This is a genomic window from Enterobacteriaceae endosymbiont of Donacia dentata (genome assembly GCF_012570745.1).
In the GTDB taxonomy this organism is placed as follows: Bacteria; Pseudomonadota; Gammaproteobacteria; order Enterobacterales; family Enterobacteriaceae.
In genome coordinates this window covers 243,371-263,497 of record NZ_CP046212.1, presented here as the reverse complement: position 1 = coordinate 263,497, position 20,127 = coordinate 243,371, and the positions used below count along the sequence as shown (strand labels likewise).

The window sequence follows — 20,127 nt, the reverse complement described above, 5'->3', positions numbered from 1 at the left end:
AGGAAAATGATAATGCGTCATCGTAAAATAGGTCGTCATTTTAATAGAAGTAATACTCATCGTAATTTAATGTTTTATAATATGATAAATTCATTAATTTGTAATGAAATTATTAAAACAACTTTAATAAAAGCAAAAGAACTTAAAATTATAATTGAACCAATAATTACTATTGCTAAACATAATAGTATTTCTAATAAAAGATTATTACGTTCTAAATTAAATAATAAAAAAAATATTTTAAAATTATTTAATATTATTGGACCTCAATTTAAAAATAGATTAGGTGGTTATACACGTATTATAAAATGTGGATTTCGTATTGGTGATAAAGCACCTATGGCTTATATAGAATTAATAGGAAGAAAAATAATTATAAAAAATAATAAAATTAAGTAATTATACTATTTTTTACAAAAATATTTTTATATTTATTAAAATTTAGAAAATTTTGAATATTCATTTGTTTTTTACCACTAGGTTGAATAATTTGAATATTTAAAATACCATTAATAGTATTTATTTTTATTCCATATTTATTTACTGATAAAATAGTTCCTGGTATTTTTTTATCATTATTACTAAAATTAGTAATTACTTCTGCTTGCCATACTTTAAATCTATAATTTTGTATAATAAAATATGTTCCTGGTTTAGGATTAAATGCACGAATCATACATTCCAGTTTTTTAGCTGGTAAATACCAGTTTAATTTACATTCTATTTTAGAAATTTTTTTTGCATATGTAGGTTTTATCATATTTATATTTTGAGATTGAAATTTAATTTTTTCTCCTTTTCTAATTTTATTTAAAATTAATAAAAGACCTTGTAATCCTAATATAGCTAATTTTTTATATAAAGATCCATATGTATCATATAATAAAATATTATATTCTATTTGATAGATTATATCTCCTTGATCTAAAAAATTATTCATTTTTATTATACTAATACCTGTTTTTAAATCATTTTCTAATAAAGCCCTTTGTATTGGTGCTGCTCCTCTCCATCTAGGTAATAATGAAGCATGTACATTAATACAAAATAATTTAGGAATATTTAAAATATGATTAGGTATTAATAGACCATAATCTATTACTATAATTAAATCACATTTATAATTTATAATTTTATTAATTAATATAGTAGAATTTAGAGATTTAGGTTGTAAAATATTAATTTTATGTTTTATTGCTAATTTTTTTACAGCGTTAAAAGTTAATTTATGTCCTCTATTAGCATGAGTATCTGGTTTAGTAATAATACAAGATATTGTTATATATATATTATTTATTAAACCTTTTAAATGATATGAAGCAAAATTTGAAGTACCTACAAAAATAATTTTTATTTTTTTTTTCATTTTATGTAATTATGTTTTTTTAAAAATATTATTTTTTTATTTAATTTATACATTTTATCATAAATTCTTTGAAATTTTAAATTTGATAAATAATCAATAAATAAAATTCCATTTAAATGATCAATTTCGTGTTGTACACAAAAAGATAATAAGTTACTAATTTCTAATTCAAAATTTTCATTCATTAAATTTTTTGCTTTAATTTTTATTTTTTTATATCTTAAAATAGAATATTTTTGTTTAAGAGGTATAGAAAGACAACCTTCTTTACTCTTAATTTTTAATTTATTAAATTTTATTATTTCAGGATTAATAAGAATAATAGGATTATTTTTTTTTATAGATATATCAATTACTATTATTCTTTTGTTTATTCCTAATTGAGTAGCTGCTAATCCAATACCATTATAAAAATACATTGTTTTTAACATATTTTCCCCTAATAATTTAATATCATTATTTATATTTTTAATATATTTAGCTTTTATACGTAATTTATTATTAGGAAAATATAATAATTTCATTTTAGACATAATTAAAATCTTTTTTTATAAAACATTGATTTTTATAATATAACAGAAAAATTTTTAAAAATTAAAAATATATATATTTTTAATATATAATTCATTTATAAATTTATCAAATTTTTTATAAAAATTATGAATATAAATATATTTATTAATGCATTAAAAATGGGTAAAATTATAGCATATCCTACTGAATCTGTATTTGGATTAGGATGTGATCCTGATAATAGAAGAGCAGTATATAAATTATTAAAAATTAAAAAACGTAGTGTTAAAAAAGGATTAATTTTAGTTGCTTCAAAATATACTCAATTATTAAAATATATAAATGAAAAAAAAATTATTCAAAATCAAAAAAAAAAAATTTTATCTACGTGGCCTGGAATGATTACATGGATTATGCCTATTTCAAATAATACACCTTATTGGTTAATCGGAAATTTTAATACTATAGCTGTACGTGTAACTAACCATTACATTATAAAGAAATTATGTGATTATTTTGGAAAACCAATAGTTTCTACTAGCGCAAATATTTCAGGAATGATGCCATGTAAAACTTTTAAAGAAGTAATAAAATATTTTAATAAAAAAAATAATATTTTAGTTATAAATGGTAAAACAGGTGGATATTTAAAACCTTCTGAAATTAGAGATAGTTTTACAAACTTAGTTATTCGTAAAGGATAAATATGAAAAGGTTTGCAGTATTTGGTAATCCGATAAAACATAGTAAATCACCAACTATACATAAATTATTTGCGAAACAAACAGGTATATTACAAAAATATACAAAAATTTGTGTTCCAATAGATAATTTTTATGAAAAATTATTAAATTTTTTTAAAAATGGAGGTAATGGAGCTAATATAACAATACCTTTTAAAAAAAAAGCATATAAATTATGTAATATATTTACTGAAAGAGCCAAATATTCTGGAGTAGTAAATACAATAAAAATAATGAAATCTCAAAAAATTTTAGGTGATAATACTGATGGTATCGGTTTATTACAAGATTTAAAAAATTTAAAATTTATCCATCCTAAAAGTAAAATATTATTAATAGGTGCTGGAGGAGCTGCGCAGGGTATTATATATTCATTAATTAAATTTGGTTGTAATATAACAATTGTTAATCGTACCTATCAAAATGCCAAAAATATTATAAAATATTTTCATAATGTAAAAAATCTTAATTGTATAGAATTAAAATATTTTTCTAAGAATTTACATAATCAATTACAATATAATTTAATTATAAATGCTACATCTAGTAGTCTTAAAGGAAATATTCCTAATATTTCTCCTTTAATTGTTAAATCAAATATTTTTTATTATGATCTTTTTTACGATATTTCTCTTACACCATTTCTAAAATGGTGTCGTTTTCATGGAGCAAAAAAAATATCAGATGGAATTGGAATGTTAATTGAACAAGCAGCATATTCATTTTATTTATGGCATGGTATTATGCCAAATACTAAAATAATTATTCAAAAATTTAAAAAAATTTATTAATATTAATTATATCTTTTAAGAGGTTTGATATGAGTTATCAATTACCAAAATTATTATATAAATATTCAGATTTAGAACCTTTTTTTGATACTAAAACAATGGAAATACACCATACTAAACATCATCAAAATTATATAAATACTACTAACTTAATACTTGAAAAAAATAATATTAAAAATATTAAAATTAATGAATTATTATTAAAATTAGATAATTTATCTATTCCTTCTAAACAAAAAAGATTATTACGTAATAATGCAGGAGGACATGCCAATCATAGTTTTTTTTGGAAAATTTTAAAAAAAAATACAAAACCTAATAAAATAATTTTAAATATTTTAAAAGATAATTTTTCTAATTTAGAAAATTTTAAAAAAATTTTTGAAAAAAAAGCTTTAAATTTTTTCGGATCAGGATGGATTTGGTTAGTTAAAAAAGATAATTTATTAAAAATAATAACTACAAAAAATCAAGATAATCCCATAATGAACCAAATAAATAATAAATCATTAGAATATCCAATAATAGGATTAGATTTATGGGAACATGCTTATTATTTAAAATATCAAAATCAAAAATTTTTATATATTAAATCTTTTTGGCATGTTTTAAATTGGGATAAAGTATTATCTTTATTTCTAAAATAAAAAATATAAAATGTACTTTTTTTGTAAAAAGTACATTTTTAAAAATTTAATAATATTATTAAAAAAAATTATATATAGAAATTAAGAATAAAAAATATACATAAAATTTATTAAAAATAGATATATGAATTATTCATATTAACTATATATGATAATTATCAAAATAATGATTATGTGTAATATATTGTTTTTCTTATTTTAGTTATTATTATATTAATAATACATACTGAATAAAATAAAATTTTAAAATAATTATTATTTCTTTACTTTTTATTTATATATTTAATATATTATTAATTTTTAAAAATACATTTTTAAAACTTAATTTTTTTACTAATTTAGTTTATCAGTATAATTTTAATATTTTTATATTAAAATTTTATTATAAATGTCTAAGACATATTATATATATAATATACATAATATTTTTACTTTATAAGTATTTTATATATATTAAATTTTTACTTTAATATAAAATAAAAATATTTATTTTAGATAAAAAAATTATTCAATAATAATTTTATAGAATTTTATTTAATAATTTGTTTCGCACGAATTTCTGCTAAAGTTTTACAATCAATACATAAATTTGCTGTAGGATGAGCTTCTAATCTTTTTATCCCGATTTCTACTTCACAACAATCACAATATCCAAAATTTTTTGTATCAAATTTTTTTAAAGTTTTTTCTATTTTTTTAATTAATTTTCTTTCTCTATCTTTATTACGTAGCAATAAATTAAATTCTTCTTCTTGAGCAGCTCTATCTATAATATCAGGAAAATTAGATGCTTTATTTTGAATATAAGATACTGTATTATTAATTTTACTATTTATTTTATTTCTCCATGAGAGTAATATTTTTTTAAAATGTAATAGTTGTTTTTTATTCATATATTTTTCTTTATCTTTTAACTTATATGGAGATACACCAGCTATAGACAAAATATTTAAAGAAGATAAAAAATTTTTATTTTTTTTCATTAATACTCCAATCTGAAATTATTTATTTAATATAAAAATTTTTAAATTTACTTAATAAAATTTTTAAAAAAAATAATAAATATTAATTTATATTTTATTTTTATATTCATATAATTATTTTTTATTATTTTTTAAAAGAAAAAATTATATAAAATATATAAATTTTTTTTCAGAAATAATTTTTATGAAATAAAAAAAGTATTGTACACTATTTTATTTTAAATTTAAATATGTTTAGTATATTTAAAATTTTATTTATTATATTGTAATAAGTTAAACATTAAGATACAATAATAATAAAATATTTTAATAGAAAATTAATTATTGAAATTTTTTAAAATAATTTATTTTAAATATTAAATTATTTTTAAAAATAAAAATATTCTAAAAATCTTTATACTTAAGTAGTTTTTAAAATTATTAAAACATATAATTTTATAATTATTTAATTTATAATAGGATATACATTTATGAAAAATAATAATATAATAGATTTAACTGATCAAAGTTTCAAAGTAAAAATAAAAGAGAATAATTTAGTTTTAGTTGATTTTTGGGCAGATTGGTGTAATCCATGTAAAGTATTTTCTAAAATATTAGAACAATTATTTCATAAATATGAAAATATAATTTTTACAAAATTAAATGTTGAAAAATATCAAAGTATAGCTGAGCAGTATAATATTCGTAGTATACCAACAATTATATTATTTAAAAATGGAAAAATTATAGATAAAATTATTGGATCAATTGATAAAATACAATTGGAAAATTTTTTAAATAAAAATTTAAAATAATAAAATTTTATTTTTTAAAAAAAAATTTTTTTTGGAGGAAATAAGTATTTTATGAAAATTTTTTCTAAAAAATTACAAAAGTGATTAAATTATTTTATAAAAAGAATAATATATTTATTATTTTTAGTTAATATACGTGTATTGAATATAATTGTGATTATATTCTGTATTTATTCTATAAAAACATTCAAGAATCATTCAAAGTTTAAGACCTCACCATTATGAATCTTACCGAATTAAAAAATAAACCCATATCTGAATTAATAGATTTAGGTGAAAGTATTTATCTAGAAAACTTAGCTAGAATGCGTAAACAAGATATTATTTTTACTATATTAAAACAACATTCCAAAAGTGGTGAAGATATTTTTGGTGATGGAGTATTAGAAATATTACAAGATGGATTTGGATTTTTACGTTCTTCTGATAGTTCTTATTTAGCAGGACCAGATGATATATATGTTTCTCCAAGTCAAATTAGACGTTTTAACTTACGTACAGGAGATACTATTTCAGGAAAAATAAGACCACCTAAAGATGGAGAAAGATATTTTGCTTTATTAAAAGTAAATCAAGTAAATTTTGATAAACCGGAAAACGCTAGGAGTAAAATTCTTTTTGAAAATTTAACACCTTTACATGCTAATTTACGATTAAGTATGGAAAGAGGAAATGGTTCAACAGAAGACTTAACAGCTCGTGTATTAGATTTAGCTTCTCCAATTGGTAGAGGACAAAGAGGTTTAATAGTAGCTCCTCCAAAAGCAGGAAAAACTATGTTATTACAAAATATTGCACAGAGTATAGCTTATAATCATCCAGATTGTGTATTAATAGTTTTACTTATTGATGAACGTCCAGAAGAAGTTACTGAAATGCAAAAATTAGTTAAAGGAGAAGTTATTGCCTCAACTTTTGATGAACCTCCATCTAGACATGTACAAGTATCAGAAATGGTTATTGAAAAAGCAAAAAGATTAGTGGAACATAAAAAAGACGTAATTATTTTATTAGATTCTATGACACGTTTAGCTAGAGCATATAATACTGTTGCACCTGCATCAGGAAAAGTTTTAACAGGAGGTGTTGATGCTAATGCATTACATCGTCCTAAACGTTTTTTTGGAGCAGCAAGAAATGTTGAAGAAGGTGGAAGTTTAACAATTATTGCAACAGCATTAATTGATACTGGATCAAAAATGGATGATGTTATTTATGAAGAATTCAAAGGAACAGGTAATATGGAATTACATTTATCACGTAAAATAGCAGAAAAAAGAGTTTTTCCTGCTATAGATTATAATAGATCAGGAACAAGAAAAGAAGAATTATTAAGTTCACAAGAAGAACTTCAAAGAATGTGGATTCTAAGAAAAATAATTCATCCAATGAATGAAATTGATGCAATGGAATTTTTAATAAATAAATTATCAATGACAAAAACCAATAATGATTTTTTTGATATGATGAAAAGATCTTAATATGATAATATTTTTTTTATAAAAAAATCATTTTTTAAGAAAAAAGTTCTAGACATTAAAGAAATCTGTTTGTAATATTAAATAATATTGCACCCGTAGCTCAGTAGGATAGAGTACTGTTTTCCGAAAACAGAGGTCTCAGGTTCAATTCCTGTCGGGTGTAAAAATAATAAAATATATTATTAAAATAATATATACTTAAAATTATATCTTAAAAAGATAATAATTGGTGGTTATAACTCAGATGGTAGAGTACTGGATTGTGATTCCAGTTGTCATGGGTTCGATTCCCATTAACCACCCAAAAATATATTATTATGACGGCGAGTAGCGCAGTTTGGTAGCGCAACTGGTTTGGGACCAGTGGGTCGGAGGTTCAAATCCTCTCTCGCCGATCAAAATAATTTATTTTAAATAAAAATATTATTTTTAATAATGTATTTTTTTATATCATTTATAGTAATAACTATCATTTTATTCTTTTTTGCAAAAGATATTATATCTAATATTTTTGCCATAGAACCGTCTTTATTAGTTAATTCACATAATACTCCTACTGGTTTTAATTTTGCAATTTTTAGTAAGTCAATTGTTGCTTCAGTATGTCCTTTTCTTTTAAATATACCACCTTTTACTGCTCTTAAAGGAAAAACATGACCTGGACTATTTAAGTCTTGAGGTATTGCATTATCAGCAATAGCAGTTTTAATAGTTGTAAATCTATCTTTTGCAGATACTCCAGTAGTAACACCATAAGCTGCTTCAATAGTAATTGTAAAACCTGTTTTATATATACTTGTATTTTTTTTTACCATCATGGGTAATTTTAATTTTTTACGTAAAGATTCTGTTATACATAAACAAACAATACCACTTCCATATCTAATTGAAAAAGCTATTTGGGAAATAGAAATATTTTCTGCTGAAAATACTATATCACCTTCATTTTCTCTATTTTCATCATCTATAATTAAAAGACCATTTTTATTTTTTAAAGAAAAAATAGCGTTTTTAATACGATTTTCAGTATTACCAAATTCTATATCAAGTATTTTCATAAAAATATTTTTATATTATAATTTAATAATATTGTATATTAAAAAAACTTAATTAATTTTATTTATCTGAAAAAATTATTTAAAAAATATTTTAAAATTATATTTTTATATTAAAAGTTTAACTTCATAATAATTAGGATATTATTTAAAATAAATATTTTTTAAAATAAAATATAAGTATAAAAATATAAATATCACTTTATTATTAAGGAGTATTAAATTGAAAATATATTTAGTTGGTGGAGCCGTACGTGATCATCTTTTAAATATAAAAGTTACAGATAAAGATTGGGTAGTTGTTGGTTCAAATATAAAATTAATGTTAAAATTAGGTTTTAAGTTAGTAGGAAAAGATTTTCCAGTATTTTTACATCCTAAAACTCATGAAGAATATGCTTTAGCTAGAACAGAACGAAAAATGGGCCATGGTTATAAAGGATTTATATATCATGCTTCTTCAAAAATTACCCTTAAAGAAGATTTATTACGTAGAGATTTAACTATTAATTCTATTGCACAAGATAAATTAGGAAATTTTTATGATCCATATAATGGTATGAAAGATATTAAAAATCGTCTATTAAGACATGTTTCAAATTCTTTTAAAGATGATCCATTAAGAGTATTAAGAGTAGCTAGATTTGCTGCTAAATTAAAACATTTAAATTTTCGTATTCATAATAGTACATTAGAATTAATGAAAATTATGAGTAATTCAGGGGAGTTATCTTATTTAAAACCAGAAAGAATATGGAAAGAAACATATCTTGCATTACAATCTATACATCCTCATATATTTTTTCAAATATTAAAAAAATGTAATGCTTTAGCTATAATTTTCCCTGAAATAAATAAATTATATGGAGTTCCTGCACCATCAAAATGGCATCCGGAAATAGATACTGGTATACATACTATGCTTACATTAAATGTAATTTCAAAATTAACATCTAAAGTATCAACAAGATTTGCGGCATTATGTCATGATTTAGGTAAAAGTTTAACTCCTAAAAAAATCTTACCTAGACATCCTGGACATGGTAAAGCAGGTATACCATTAATTAAAAAATTATGTAAAAAATTAAAAATTCCTAATAATATTAAAAATTTATCTATTTTAGCAGCACAAATACATGATATTATACATAATATAAAAAATCAAAAACCAAAAGATATATTAAATATATATAATATGATTGATGCTTGGAGAAAACCATATAGAGTAAAACAAATTGCACTAATTAGTGAAGCTGATGCGAGAGGAAGGGCAACATTAGAAAAAATGGAATATTTACAAGGTAAATATTTTATTAATATGTATAAATATATTTCTAAAATAAATATTAAAAATATAATTAAAAAAAATAATTTAAAAGGAAATGATATTAATAAAAAAATTCAAGAAGAAAGATTAAAATTATTAAAATTATATTTAGTAAATACAAATCAATAAAATTTTATTTAAAATAAATTTAATAATATTAATATTAAAAATAAACGATATAATATAAACCATTTTAAAGAAAAAATATTCATAATATATATGAATATTTTTATAACAATTAGACTAGTAATAAAAGAAATAATAAATCCTAAAAAAAATATTTGTATATTATTTATATTAATTATTAAATAATGTTTATATAATTCTAATAAATTTGCTCCTAGTACTACTGGAATAGATATGATAAAACAAAATTCTGTTGCAATGATACGTTTTAATCCTAATAATAAACTAATTGATAAAGTTGCTCCAAGTCGTGAAACTCCTGGAAATAAAGCTAAAGTTTGAAAACATCCAATAAAAAAACTATTACTATATGTAATATTATTAATATTACTAATTATATTTTTTTTTAATTTTATTTTTTCTGCATAATATAATAATATTCCACCAAAAAATAATCCATATATAATATTTGGAATATTCATTATTATTTTTATTTTATAATAAAAAATTATACCAACAATTATTACTGGTAAAGTAGTAATTATAATATGTAATAAATTTATTTTTTTTCTATATAGAAAATTAAATTTAATAGTATTTAATATAATTTTTAGAATTTTATTCCTAAAAAATAAAAAAATAGCTAATGTAGAACCTAATTGTATAATTATCTCAAATAATTTAATATTACTATCATTTATTATATTTAATAATTTAGAAAAAATAAAAATATGTGAACTTGAAGATATTGGAAAAAATTCAGTTAATCCTTGTATTATACTTAATAATATAATAGAAAAATAGTTTATAAACATTATCAACTCAATTTAAAATTGTATATTATATTTTATATTAAAATAATTATCTTATATTAAATTTATAATTAAAAATAAATTTTATTTATGAAAAGATAATTTTGAGTTTATTTTTATTTTACTAAATATATATTTTTTTTTCTTTAAAAAAATTTTTTTTGATCCAATATAAGCTATCATAGCAGCATTATCAGTACATAATTTTATATTACTATAGAATAATTTTATTTTATTTTTTTTTAAATTTTTTTTAAAAAAAATTCTAAGTTTTTTATTAGAACTTACTCCTCCCGCAATTACTAATTGCTTAATATTATATTTTTTTAAAGCCCATGAACTTTTTATATAAAGAGTTTCTATGATTGTGTCTTCGAATGCGCGTGCAACATCTGCTTTAAATTGAAAACTATTTAATTTTTTTTTTTTTATAAAATTTTTTACAAAAGTTTTTAATCCAGAAAAACTAAAATTTAAATTATTTTTTTTTGAAGTCATTGGTCTAGGAAATATAAATTTTTTTGGAATTCCATATTTGGCTAATTTAGATAAATTTTTACCTCCAGGATAATTTAATCCTAATATTTTGGATGTTTTATCAAAAGCTTCTCCTACAGCATCATCTATATTTGTTCCTAATAATTTATATATTCCAAATTTATATACGTACACTAATTGTGTATGTCCACCAGAAATTAATAAACCAATAAAAGGAAAATTTGGTTTTTTTTTTTGTAACATAATTGAAAATAAATGTCCTTCCATATGATTTACTGGAATAACTGGTATATTTAAAGAATATCCTAAAGAATGTGCAATAATAGTTCCTATAATTAAAGAATTTTTTTGTCCTGGTCCAGCTGTATAAGCTATACAATCAATATTATTTAAATTTTTATTTATTTTTTGCAAAGATTTTTTTATTAAAGGTATAAGTTTTGTAAAATGATATCTTGCTGCTAATTCAGGAACAACACCTCCATATTTAGAATGAATTTTTTGTGTATAAATATTATTACATAATATACCTATATTTTTATCATAAATTGCTACTGATGTATCATCACATGATGTTTCAATTCCCATTATAAGCATATATTTATTAACCTTTTTTATTACTTATTTTTATAAGTAAAATAAAAAAATTATTTATATAATTTTTATTATATATTATAATAAAAATAATAAAATTGTTAATTATATATTAAAATAGGAAATGTTAATATGCCTGTTATAAAAATACGTGAAAATGAACCATTTGATTTAGCTTTAAGACGTTTTAAACGAGCTTGTGAAAAAGCTGGAATATTAGCAGAAGTAAGACGTAGAGAATTTTATGAAAAACCAACAACAGAAAGAAAAAGAACAAAAGCTTCTGCAATTAAAAGACATGCAAAAAAAATTTCTAGAGAAAAATATAAAAGAATACGTCTATATTAAAATATAATATTATTAATTAAAAAGAATAAATTATAGCAAATTATTTTAATGATTAAATATGTTGATCGTACTTTTATTAGTAATTTATTAGATAAAACTGATATTGTTTATTTAATTAAAAATAAAATTAAATTAAAAAAAGTAGGAGAAAATTTTTTTGGTCTTTGCCCTTTTCATATAGAAAAAAATCCTTCATTCGTTGTAAATTCTTCAAAACAATTATATCATTGTTTTGGATGTGGTGTACATGGTAATATCATTAATTTTGTTATGAATTATGATCATTTATCTTTTTTAGAAAGTATAGAATCAATAGCAAATATATTTAAAATACCTATTATAGATAATAATTCATATATGCATAATAAAATATCTGAAAATCATTTTTTATATAAATTAATTTTTAAGATAAATAATCTTTATAAAAATTTTCTTTATAATACTATTTCAGGCAAAGAAGCATATAAATATCTATTAAATAGAGGATTTAATCAAAATATTATAAAATATTTTTCTATTGGTTTTTCTCCATTATATTGGATGAATCAAATACCACATAATCAAAAAAATATTTTAATTTTACACAAAAAATTAGGTATTTTAAAAATAAGTAAGAAAGATAATAAATACTATGATATTTTTTATAATCGTATTATTTTTCCAATTAGAAATATAAAAGGTTTTATAGTTGGATTTGGAGGAAGAACAATTAAAAAAAAAAATCCTAAATATTTAAATTCTTCAGAAAATATTATTTTCCATAAAAGTAATGAACTATATGGATTATATGAAACAAAAAAAGAAAATAATAATATTATTAAAAAAATATTAGTAGTTGAAGGTTATACTGATGTTATTAGTTTATTTCAATTTAATATAAAATATGCAGTAGCTACAATGGGTACTGCAATTACAAGTATACATATAAAAAAATTATTTAATTTAACAAATAAAATTATTTATTGTTATGATGGCGATAAAGCAGGTAAAGAAGCAAACTGGAAAGCTCTTAAAGTTAGTTTAGCATATTTAAAATATGGGAAGGAAATAAGGTTTATTATATTACCTAATGGAGAAGATCCAGATAGTTTAATAAAAAAAGAAGGAAAAATTATATTTCAAAAAAGAATTAATAACACTTTATCATTTTCTGATTTTTTTTTTCAAAGCTTACTTTCAAAAAATTTTTTTTCTTCTTGTGAAGAAAAAACACAATTTTCTTATAAAGCTTTATCTTTAATAAGATTAGTTCCTGATTATCTTTTTAAAATAAATTTAATAAAAAAATTAGGAGAAAAAATCGGAATTATTAATTTACTTGATATATATAATTTATCAAATTATAAAAAAAATATTATCATAAATAAAAATTTTAAAAAAACTACTATTCGTAGATTACTAAGTTTATTGATACAAAATCCTAAATTAATAAAACTTGTACCAAAATTAAAATTTTTTAAAACCTCTAATATAAATGGTTTATTTTTTTTTATTAAATTTGTAAATTTATATAAAAATAAAAATATAACAACAGTAAAAATTTTAGAAGAATATAAAGGAACAAAATTAAAAAAAATTCTTGAAATTTTAGTAACATGGAACCATATGATTTTTGATAATAAAATAGAAAATTTTTTTATATATTTAATAAATAAATTAAAAATAAATATTTTAGAAAATAGACAAGAATATTTAATATTTTTAGATAGAAAAAAAGGATTAAATTTTAAAGAAAAAAAAGAATTGTGGTCTTTAAATAAGTTATTAATTAAAAAAAGAAATAATTTAAAATTTTAAAATTTATATTTAAAAATATTTATTAATATAAATATATAATATTTTTTATTAAAATATAATATATTTTATTAATTAATTTTATGAAAATTTATTAAAATAATAAATAAAATTATGGAACTATTTATGGATCATAACTCAAAATTACAATTCAAACTTCTTGTAACGCGTGGGAAAGAACAAGGTTATTTAACTTATTCAGAAGTTAATGATCATTTACCTGATAATATTATTAGTTCCGATCAAATTAAAAATATTATTAAAATGATAAATGATATGGGTATCCAAGTAATGGAAGAAGCTCCAGATAATGATGATTTAATATTAAATAATAATAATACAAATGAAACAGAAGAAGAAGAAGCAGTACAAGTATTATCTAATGTAGAATCAGAAATGGGAAGAACTACAGATCCAGTAAGAATATATATGCGTGAAATGGGAACAGTAGAATTATTAACAAGAGAAGGAGAAATTAATATAGCTAAACGTATAGAAGAAGGAATTAATCAAGTACAATGTTCAGTAGCTGAATATCCTAAATCAATTAAATATTTATTACAACAATATAATAAAGTTAAATCAGGAGATATCCGTTTATCAGATTTAATTCATGGTTTTATAAATAATAAAAAAAATATTGTAACATCTTTAAATAATCAAGAAATATCTAATATTCAAACAGAAAATAATGAAAATATTATAGATAATAAATTAGCTGAAAAAAAATTTGTAGAATTAAAAAAACAACATGATATAACACTAATTTTTATAAAAAAAAAGGGTAGAAATCATTATCAATCATTAAATAAGATTAAAAATCTTTCAGAAATTTTTAAACAATTTCGTTTAGTTTCTAAAGAATTTAATTATTTAGTAAATAATATGCGTTCTATAATGTCTCGTATAAGAATAGAAGAAAATAATATTATGAATATGTGTATTCAAAAATATAATATTTCAAAAAAAAAATTTATCTTAATTTTTTATGGGAAAGAAACTAATAGAAAATATTTTTTTAAAAATCTTAAAAAATATAAATTAAAAAATAAGTTTAACACATATGATATAAATATATTTTTCAAAAAATTAAAAAACCATTTTAAAAATTTAATAAATATTGAAAAAGAAACTGGTTTAACAATTAAAAAAATTAGAAATATTAATAAAAAAATTACTACAGGAGAAATAAAAGCAAAAAAAGCTAAAAAAGAAATGATTGAAGCAAATTTAAGATTAGTTATATCAATAGCTAAAAAATATACAAATAGAGGTTTACAATTTCTTGATTTAATTCAAGAAGGAAATATTGGTTTAATGAAAGCAGTAGATAAGTTTGAATATAGAAGAGGATATAAATTTTCTACATATGCAACATGGTGGATTAGGCAAGCTATTACAAGATCAATTGCTGATCAAGCTAGAACAATAAGAATTCCTGTACATATGATTGAAACTATTAATAAACTTAATAGAGTTTCTAGAAAAATCCTACAAGAGTTAGGAAGAGAACCTACTCCAGAAGAATTATCAGAACATATGATGTTACCAGAAGAAAAAATTAGAAAAGTATTAAAAATAGCTAAAGAACCTATTTCGATGGAAACTCCTATAGGAGATGATGAAGAGTCACATTTAAGTGATTTTATAGAAGATAATACTTCAGAATTACCATTAGATTCTGCAACATCAGAAAGTTTAAAAATAGCCACTTATAATATTTTATCTAGTCTAACTCCAAGAGAAGCTAAAGTATTAAGAATGAGATTTGGAATAGATATGAATTCTGATCATACTTTAGAAGAAGTGGGTAAACAATTTGATGTAACTAGAGAAAGAATTAGACAAATAGAAGCAAAAGCACTAAGAAAATTACGACATCCTAGTAGATCAGAAATTTTAAAAAGTTTTTTAGATAATTAAAATTTTAATAAATTTAAATATAATCAAGTAATTAAAAAATTAATTACTTGATTATATCAGATTTATTTTTTTAATAAAATTGATTTTTCTTCTTTTCTTATAGTTAAAATTTTACTACCTAATTTAGTAATGAGTATAGTATGTTCGTATTGTGCTGAATTAGTTTTATCTGTAGTTTTAACAGTCCATTTGTCATTTGTTAAATAAACGTTATGATTTCCTGCATTAATCATTGGTTCAATAGTAAAAATCATGCCAGGTTTTAAAATAACCCCATAATCATATGAATCATAATGTAAAATTTGAGGATCTTCATGAAAATTTTTACCTATACCATGTCCACAATAATTTTTTACAACAGAGAAATTTTTTGACTCTACATATTTTTGAATAGTTTGACCAATTTTGTATAGTCTAATACCAGGTTTTAAAATATTAATTGCTTTATATAAACTTTTTTGAGCAGTTAAACATAATAATTTAGATTCTAAAGAAATTTCATTACCTACAAAAAACATTTTAGATGTATCACCATAATAGTTATTATATAAAATAGTTACATCTATATTAATAATATCACCATCTTTTAATATATCATTATTACTTGAAATACCATGACATACAATATCATTTTTAGAAATACATATAGATTTTGGAAATCCTTTATATCCTAAAGTAGCTGGTATAGCTTTTTGAATTTTAGTAATATAATTATGACATATGATATTTATTTCTTCTGTACTAATACCTGGTTTTATATAATTTTCAATCATTTCTAAAACTTCTACTGCTAATTGGCAAGATTTATAAATTTTTTTTATTTCTTCAGAATTTTTAATTAATATTTTCATTATTTAATTTTTAAATAATTGTTAATTGTATAATATTAAATATTATATTATAACTAATTAAATTTAATAAATTCAAAATTAAAAATAAAAATATTCATTTTTAAATAATTTTTTGTATAAATAATTAATATATAATATTATTTAATAATATAAAAAAAAAGGATAATAAATAATGTCTCTATCTATTAATAAAATGTTTAAAGTAGGTGCACATTTTGGACATCAAACACGTTATTGGAATCCAAAAATGAAAAAATTCATTTTTGATTATAAAAATAATATACATATTATTAACTTAGATAAAACTTTTATTATGTTTAATATTGCTTTATCGGAATTAAAAAAAATAAGTTTTCGTAAGGGAAAAATTTTATTTGTTGGTACAAAAAAAGCTGCTTCAAATTTAATTAAAGAAACAGCAAATAATTGTGGACAATTTTTTGTAAATCATCGTTGGTTAGGAGGAATGTTAACAAATTGGAAGACTGTTAAACAATCTATTAAAAGATTGAAAGAGTTAGAATTACAAAGTAAAGATGGAACTTTTAAACAATTAATAAAAAAAGAAGCATTGACACGTAATAGAGAATTATTAAAATTAGAAAAAAGTTTAGGTGGTATAAAAAATATGGGAGGATTACCTGATGCAATATTTGTAATAGATGCAAATTATGAAAAAATTGCTATTAAAGAAGCTAAAAAATTAAATATTCCTATATTTGCAATTGTTGATACTAATTCTGATCCAGAAGGTATTAATTTTGTTATACCTGCTAATGATGATGCTATTCGTGCTATAAAATTATATTTATATTATGTTACTAAAACTATTTTAAGTAGTAAAAAAAATCATAATAATTTAAAATTAGAAAATAAAATTTAATTAAGTAGGAGTTTATATTGAAAATTAATATAAAAAAAATTCAAGAATTAAGAAACATTACCGGAATTGGAATTATAGAATGTAAAAAAGCATTAATTGAAACTAAACAAGATCTAAATTTAGCTATTGATTATATAAGAAAACATTCAAAATTACAATCTATTAAAAAATTAAATAATCTAACAAAAGAAGGATTAATTATAGATTATGTAAAAAAAAATTTTGGTATATTATTAGAAATAAATTGTCAGACAGATTTTGTTACAAAATCAATAGAAATTATAAATTTTGCAAAAAATATATTAAAATATATTTTTGATAAAAATCAAACAGATATAAATATAATACGTAAAATATTTAATACAAAAAAAATGGAATTAATAAGTTTATTTAAAGAAAATATATTTATTAATCGTCTTGGTTATATTAAGGGAAATTTTATTGGTAAATATATACATCATAATAAACGTATTGGAGTTTTAATTAGAACAAATACAAATAATAAATTATTAATGAAACAACTTGCTATGCATATAGCTATGTTAAAACCAGATTATCTTCATGAAAAAGATATTCCAACAAATATTATTGATCATGAATATAAAATACAAAAAAATATTTTAGAAAAAAATAATAAACCTCAAAAAATTATAAATAAAATAATAAAAGGTCGTGTAAAAAAATTTATAAACAATATTACTTTATATAATCAAAAATTTTTATTAGATAATAATAAAACTATTAAGCAATATTTAAATGAAAATAATATGAAAATCTTTAAGTTTATATATTTTGAATTAGGATCAAATATTATTGAAAATTAACTTAAATATAATTTTATTAGTACTTAGTATGATTAATGTTTTTAATTTTCCTAAGAAAATTATTTATAATTATAAATTTTTTGATAAAGTTAAATTTTATTAAAATAAGATAATATTAAAATTTATTAATAATTTTTTAACATTTATTTTTAAATATTAAATATAGTTATGTAATAAAAATAAATTATATATAATATATATACTTAAAAAATTTAATTATAGTAGGTAGATATTTTTATATTACAAAAATTAATTTTCTTTATATAATATTTAGTAAAAAATTATATAAAAATAATTTTAGGTGATTAATTATTTTAACTAAAATAAAGGTAATTATTATATGTATAATGATATTATTAATAATAATAAAATAAATATGGAAAAATGTTTAGATTCATTTATAAATAAAGTTACTATAATGTCTCAAAATAGAATATCTCCTTATTTATTAAATAATATATCTATAAAATTAGATAATAAATTGATATTAATCAATCACATATCTTCTATAGTAGTTGAAAATTCTTTTACTCTTAAAATAACTCCTTTTGATTTTAAAATAATAAAAAATATAGAGAAAAGTATTGTTCTTTCTAATTTAGATGTAACTACTAAAATAATTAATCGTAATATTTATGTTTATATTCCTCCTATTACTGAAACTAGAAAAAAAAAAATATTTAAAAATATTAAAACAGAAACTGAATTAAATCGAATTCATATTCGTAATATACGTAGAAAATCAAATAATAAAATTAAAATTCTTTTAAAAGAAAAAAAAATAAACGAAAATCAAGAAAAAAAATTACATCATTGTATACAAGAACAAACTACATTGATCATAAATAATATGAAACAATTTTTAAAAAAAAAAGAAAAAGAATTATTAGATTAAAATATTTAAAACAAATTTTTAAAAATATTATTTTTTATAAATTATTATATAATAACTTTTTATGTTTTAAAATAAAAAATGAAAATTAATAAATTAAATATAAAAAATATTGATATTAATTATCCTAAACATATTGCTATTATTATGGATGGAAATAGAAGATGGGCAAAAAAAAATAAAAAATTAAAATTTTTAGGTCACAGGGAAGGTGTTAAAACTGTAAAAAAAATAATCGGACTTTCTTTAAAATATAAAATAAAAGCATTAACATTATATGCTTTTAGCAGTGAAAATTGGAAAAGATCTAGTACTGAAGTAAAATTTTTAATAAATTTATTTCAAGAAATTTTAGATATTGAAACAATAAATTTAAAAAAAAAAAACATATGTCTAAAAATAATTGGTGATATAAAAAAATTTAATCTTTCTTTACAAAAATCAATTACTAAAGCAGAGTTTATAACTAAAAATAATAATAAATTATTATTAAATATAGCAGTAAATTATGGTGGTCGTTGGGATATTACTAATAGTGTTAAAAAAATTGTTTTCAATATAAATAAGGGAGTATTAAATCCTAAAGATATCAATGAGAATATAATAAATACTTATACCTGTTTAAGCAATATTTTTCCTATAGATTTAGTAATAAGAACAGGAGGTGAATATCGTATAAGTAATTTTTTAATTTGGCAAATTGCATATTCAGAATTATATTTTACAAAAAAATTATGGCCTGAATTTGATAAAAAAGATTTTAAAAAAGCATTAAATTTTTTTATAAAAAGAAATCGTCGTTTTGGTGGTGATTAAATTAATAAATTTTTGAAAAATATTATATTATTAAATATAAATATAATTTAATATTATAATTAT

The 20,127-nt window shown here is 19.2% G+C and carries 21 protein-coding genes and 3 tRNA genes; 17 read left to right on the top strand and 7 right to left on the bottom strand.

From position 1 onward, the window contains the following. Nucleotides 1–12 precede the first annotated feature (12 nt). Nucleotides 13–399, top strand: coding sequence for a 50S ribosomal protein L17 (gene rplQ / locus GJT90_RS01220; RefSeq protein WP_168920078.1), 387 nt, complete (start codon nucleotides 13–15; stop codon nucleotides 397–399). Here the strand turns inward: rplQ and fmt are convergent. Together fmt and def are read right to left on the bottom strand one after the other, a co-directional pair. Beyond that, nucleotides 392–1,366 carry a methionyl-tRNA formyltransferase gene (fmt, locus tag GJT90_RS01215; protein WP_168920077.1) on the bottom strand — a complete coding sequence of 325 codons (975 nt, stop codon included), beginning with the start codon at nucleotides 1,364–1,366 and terminating at the stop codon, nucleotides 392–394. The two genes, rplQ and fmt, sit on opposite strands and share 8 nt — an antisense overlap. Next, complete coding sequence (gene def, locus GJT90_RS01210; RefSeq protein ID WP_168920076.1) at nucleotides 1,363–1,899, bottom strand: peptide deformylase; 537 nt, start codon at nucleotides 1,897–1,899, stop codon at nucleotides 1,363–1,365. Before def ends, fmt begins: the two co-directional genes overlap by 4 nt. Nucleotides 1,900–2,025: 126 nt before the next feature. On the opposite strand from def, the gene tsaC reads away from it, so the two are divergent. From tsaC to GJT90_RS01195, 3 genes are read left to right on the top strand one after another with little or no spacing between them, the layout of a single operon-like run. Next, nucleotides 2,026–2,583, top strand: a complete 558-nt coding sequence (gene tsaC / locus GJT90_RS01205) for an L-threonylcarbamoyladenylate synthase type 1 TsaC (RefSeq protein ID WP_168920075.1) — start codon at nucleotides 2,026–2,028, stop codon at nucleotides 2,581–2,583. 2 nt (nucleotides 2,584–2,585) lie between these two features. Further along, on the top strand, nucleotides 2,586–3,413 hold the full coding sequence (gene aroE, locus GJT90_RS01200; protein ID WP_168920074.1) for a shikimate dehydrogenase: 828 nt from the start codon (nucleotides 2,586–2,588) through the stop codon (nucleotides 3,411–3,413). A gap of 29 nt (nucleotides 3,414–3,442) precedes the next feature. Continuing rightward, entirely contained in the window at nucleotides 3,443–4,060 is a 618-nt protein-coding gene (locus tag GJT90_RS01195; protein WP_168920073.1) for a Fe-Mn family superoxide dismutase, read from the top strand. Nucleotides 4,061–4,590: 530 nt separating this feature from the next. Here GJT90_RS01195 and dksA read toward each other — a convergent pair. After that, nucleotides 4,591–5,043 (bottom strand): RNA polymerase-binding protein DksA, encoded by a 453-nt coding sequence (dksA, locus tag GJT90_RS01190; RefSeq protein WP_168920072.1) that lies wholly within the window; start codon nucleotides 5,041–5,043, stop codon nucleotides 4,591–4,593. A gap of 470 nt (nucleotides 5,044–5,513) precedes the next feature. Here dksA and trxA point away from each other — a divergent pair, with 470 nt between their 5' ends. The 5 genes from trxA to GJT90_RS01165 all read left to right on the top strand — a co-directional run bounded on the left by trxA (nucleotide 5,514) and on the right by GJT90_RS01165 (nucleotide 7,716). After that, nucleotides 5,514–5,840, top strand: coding sequence for a thioredoxin (trxA, locus tag GJT90_RS01185; protein WP_168920071.1), 327 nt, complete (start codon nucleotides 5,514–5,516; stop codon nucleotides 5,838–5,840). A gap of 221 nt (nucleotides 5,841–6,061) precedes the next feature. Further along, nucleotides 6,062–7,321: a transcription termination factor Rho gene (gene rho, locus GJT90_RS01180; RefSeq protein WP_168894726.1), complete on the top strand. Its 1,260-nt coding sequence runs from the start codon at nucleotides 6,062–6,064 to the stop codon at nucleotides 7,319–7,321. Between the two features lie 89 nt (nucleotides 7,322–7,410). Beyond that, nucleotides 7,411–7,484, top strand: a tRNA-Arg gene (locus GJT90_RS01175). A 66-nt stretch (nucleotides 7,485–7,550) separates the two neighbouring features. Further along, a tRNA-His gene (locus GJT90_RS01170) sits at nucleotides 7,551–7,623 on the top strand. A gap of 19 nt (nucleotides 7,624–7,642) precedes the next feature. Further along, nucleotides 7,643–7,716: transfer RNA gene (locus tag GJT90_RS01165), tRNA-Pro, on the top strand. A 15-nt stretch (nucleotides 7,717–7,731) separates the two neighbouring features. Here the strand turns inward: GJT90_RS01165 and ribB are convergent. After that, the gene (gene ribB / locus GJT90_RS01160; protein ID WP_168920070.1) at nucleotides 7,732–8,379 is read right to left on the bottom strand and encodes a 3,4-dihydroxy-2-butanone-4-phosphate synthase; all 648 of its coding nucleotides are present in this window, start codon (nucleotides 8,377–8,379) and stop codon (nucleotides 7,732–7,734) included. Nucleotides 8,380–8,599: 220 nt separating this feature from the next. Here ribB and GJT90_RS01155 point away from each other — a divergent pair, with 220 nt between their 5' ends. Then, on the top strand, nucleotides 8,600–9,832 hold the full coding sequence (locus GJT90_RS01155) for a multifunctional CCA addition/repair protein (protein WP_168920069.1): 1,233 nt from the start codon (nucleotides 8,600–8,602) through the stop codon (nucleotides 9,830–9,832). A gap of 8 nt (nucleotides 9,833–9,840) precedes the next feature. Here GJT90_RS01155 and GJT90_RS01150 read toward each other — a convergent pair whose 3' ends face one another. Both GJT90_RS01150 and tsaD read right to left on the bottom strand, forming a co-directional pair. Beyond that, on the bottom strand, nucleotides 9,841–10,644 hold the full coding sequence (locus GJT90_RS01150; RefSeq protein ID WP_168920068.1) for an undecaprenyl-diphosphate phosphatase: 804 nt from the start codon (nucleotides 10,642–10,644) through the stop codon (nucleotides 9,841–9,843). Nucleotides 10,645–10,725: 81 nt separating this feature from the next. Then, nucleotides 10,726–11,736, bottom strand: a complete 1,011-nt coding sequence (tsaD, locus tag GJT90_RS01145) for a tRNA (adenosine(37)-N6)-threonylcarbamoyltransferase complex transferase subunit TsaD (protein WP_168920067.1) — start codon at nucleotides 11,734–11,736, stop codon at nucleotides 10,726–10,728. A 129-nt stretch (nucleotides 11,737–11,865) separates the two neighbouring features. Between tsaD and rpsU the strand changes: the two genes are divergently transcribed. From rpsU to rpoD, 3 genes are all read left to right on the top strand, one after another. Beyond that, nucleotides 11,866–12,081 (top strand): 30S ribosomal protein S21, encoded by a 216-nt coding sequence (rpsU, locus tag GJT90_RS01140; RefSeq protein WP_168920066.1) that lies wholly within the window; start codon nucleotides 11,866–11,868, stop codon nucleotides 12,079–12,081. 48 nt (nucleotides 12,082–12,129) lie between these two features. Further along, nucleotides 12,130–13,878, top strand: a complete 1,749-nt coding sequence (gene dnaG / locus GJT90_RS01135; protein ID WP_168920065.1) for a DNA primase — start codon at nucleotides 12,130–12,132, stop codon at nucleotides 13,876–13,878. 123 nt (nucleotides 13,879–14,001) lie between these two features. Then, on the top strand, nucleotides 14,002–15,798 hold the full coding sequence (gene rpoD, locus GJT90_RS01130) for an RNA polymerase sigma factor RpoD (protein WP_168920064.1): 1,797 nt from the start codon (nucleotides 14,002–14,004) through the stop codon (nucleotides 15,796–15,798). Between the two features lie 62 nt (nucleotides 15,799–15,860). On the opposite strand, the gene map is transcribed toward rpoD, so the two are convergent. Next, entirely contained in the window at nucleotides 15,861–16,649 is a 789-nt protein-coding gene (map, locus tag GJT90_RS01125) for a type I methionyl aminopeptidase (protein ID WP_168920063.1), read from the bottom strand. Between the two features lie 172 nt (nucleotides 16,650–16,821). On the opposite strand from map, the gene rpsB reads away from it, so the two are divergent. The 4 genes from rpsB to uppS all read left to right on the top strand — a co-directional run bounded on the left by rpsB (nucleotide 16,822) and on the right by uppS (nucleotide 20,064). Continuing rightward, on the top strand, nucleotides 16,822–17,532 hold the full coding sequence (rpsB, locus tag GJT90_RS01120; protein ID WP_425482524.1) for a 30S ribosomal protein S2: 711 nt from the start codon (nucleotides 16,822–16,824) through the stop codon (nucleotides 17,530–17,532). Between the two features lie 17 nt (nucleotides 17,533–17,549). Next, nucleotides 17,550–18,356 (top strand): translation elongation factor Ts, encoded by an 807-nt coding sequence (gene tsf / locus GJT90_RS01115; protein ID WP_168920062.1) that lies wholly within the window; start codon nucleotides 17,550–17,552, stop codon nucleotides 18,354–18,356. Nucleotides 18,357–18,696: 340 nt separating this feature from the next. After that, on the top strand, nucleotides 18,697–19,251 hold the full coding sequence (locus tag GJT90_RS01110) for a ribosome recycling factor (protein WP_168920061.1): 555 nt from the start codon (nucleotides 18,697–18,699) through the stop codon (nucleotides 19,249–19,251). A gap of 78 nt (nucleotides 19,252–19,329) precedes the next feature. Further along, a complete protein-coding gene (uppS, locus tag GJT90_RS01105) occupies nucleotides 19,330–20,064 on the top strand; it encodes a polyprenyl diphosphate synthase (RefSeq protein WP_168920060.1) in 735 nt (244 codons plus the stop codon). Nucleotides 20,065–20,127 lie beyond the last annotated feature (63 nt).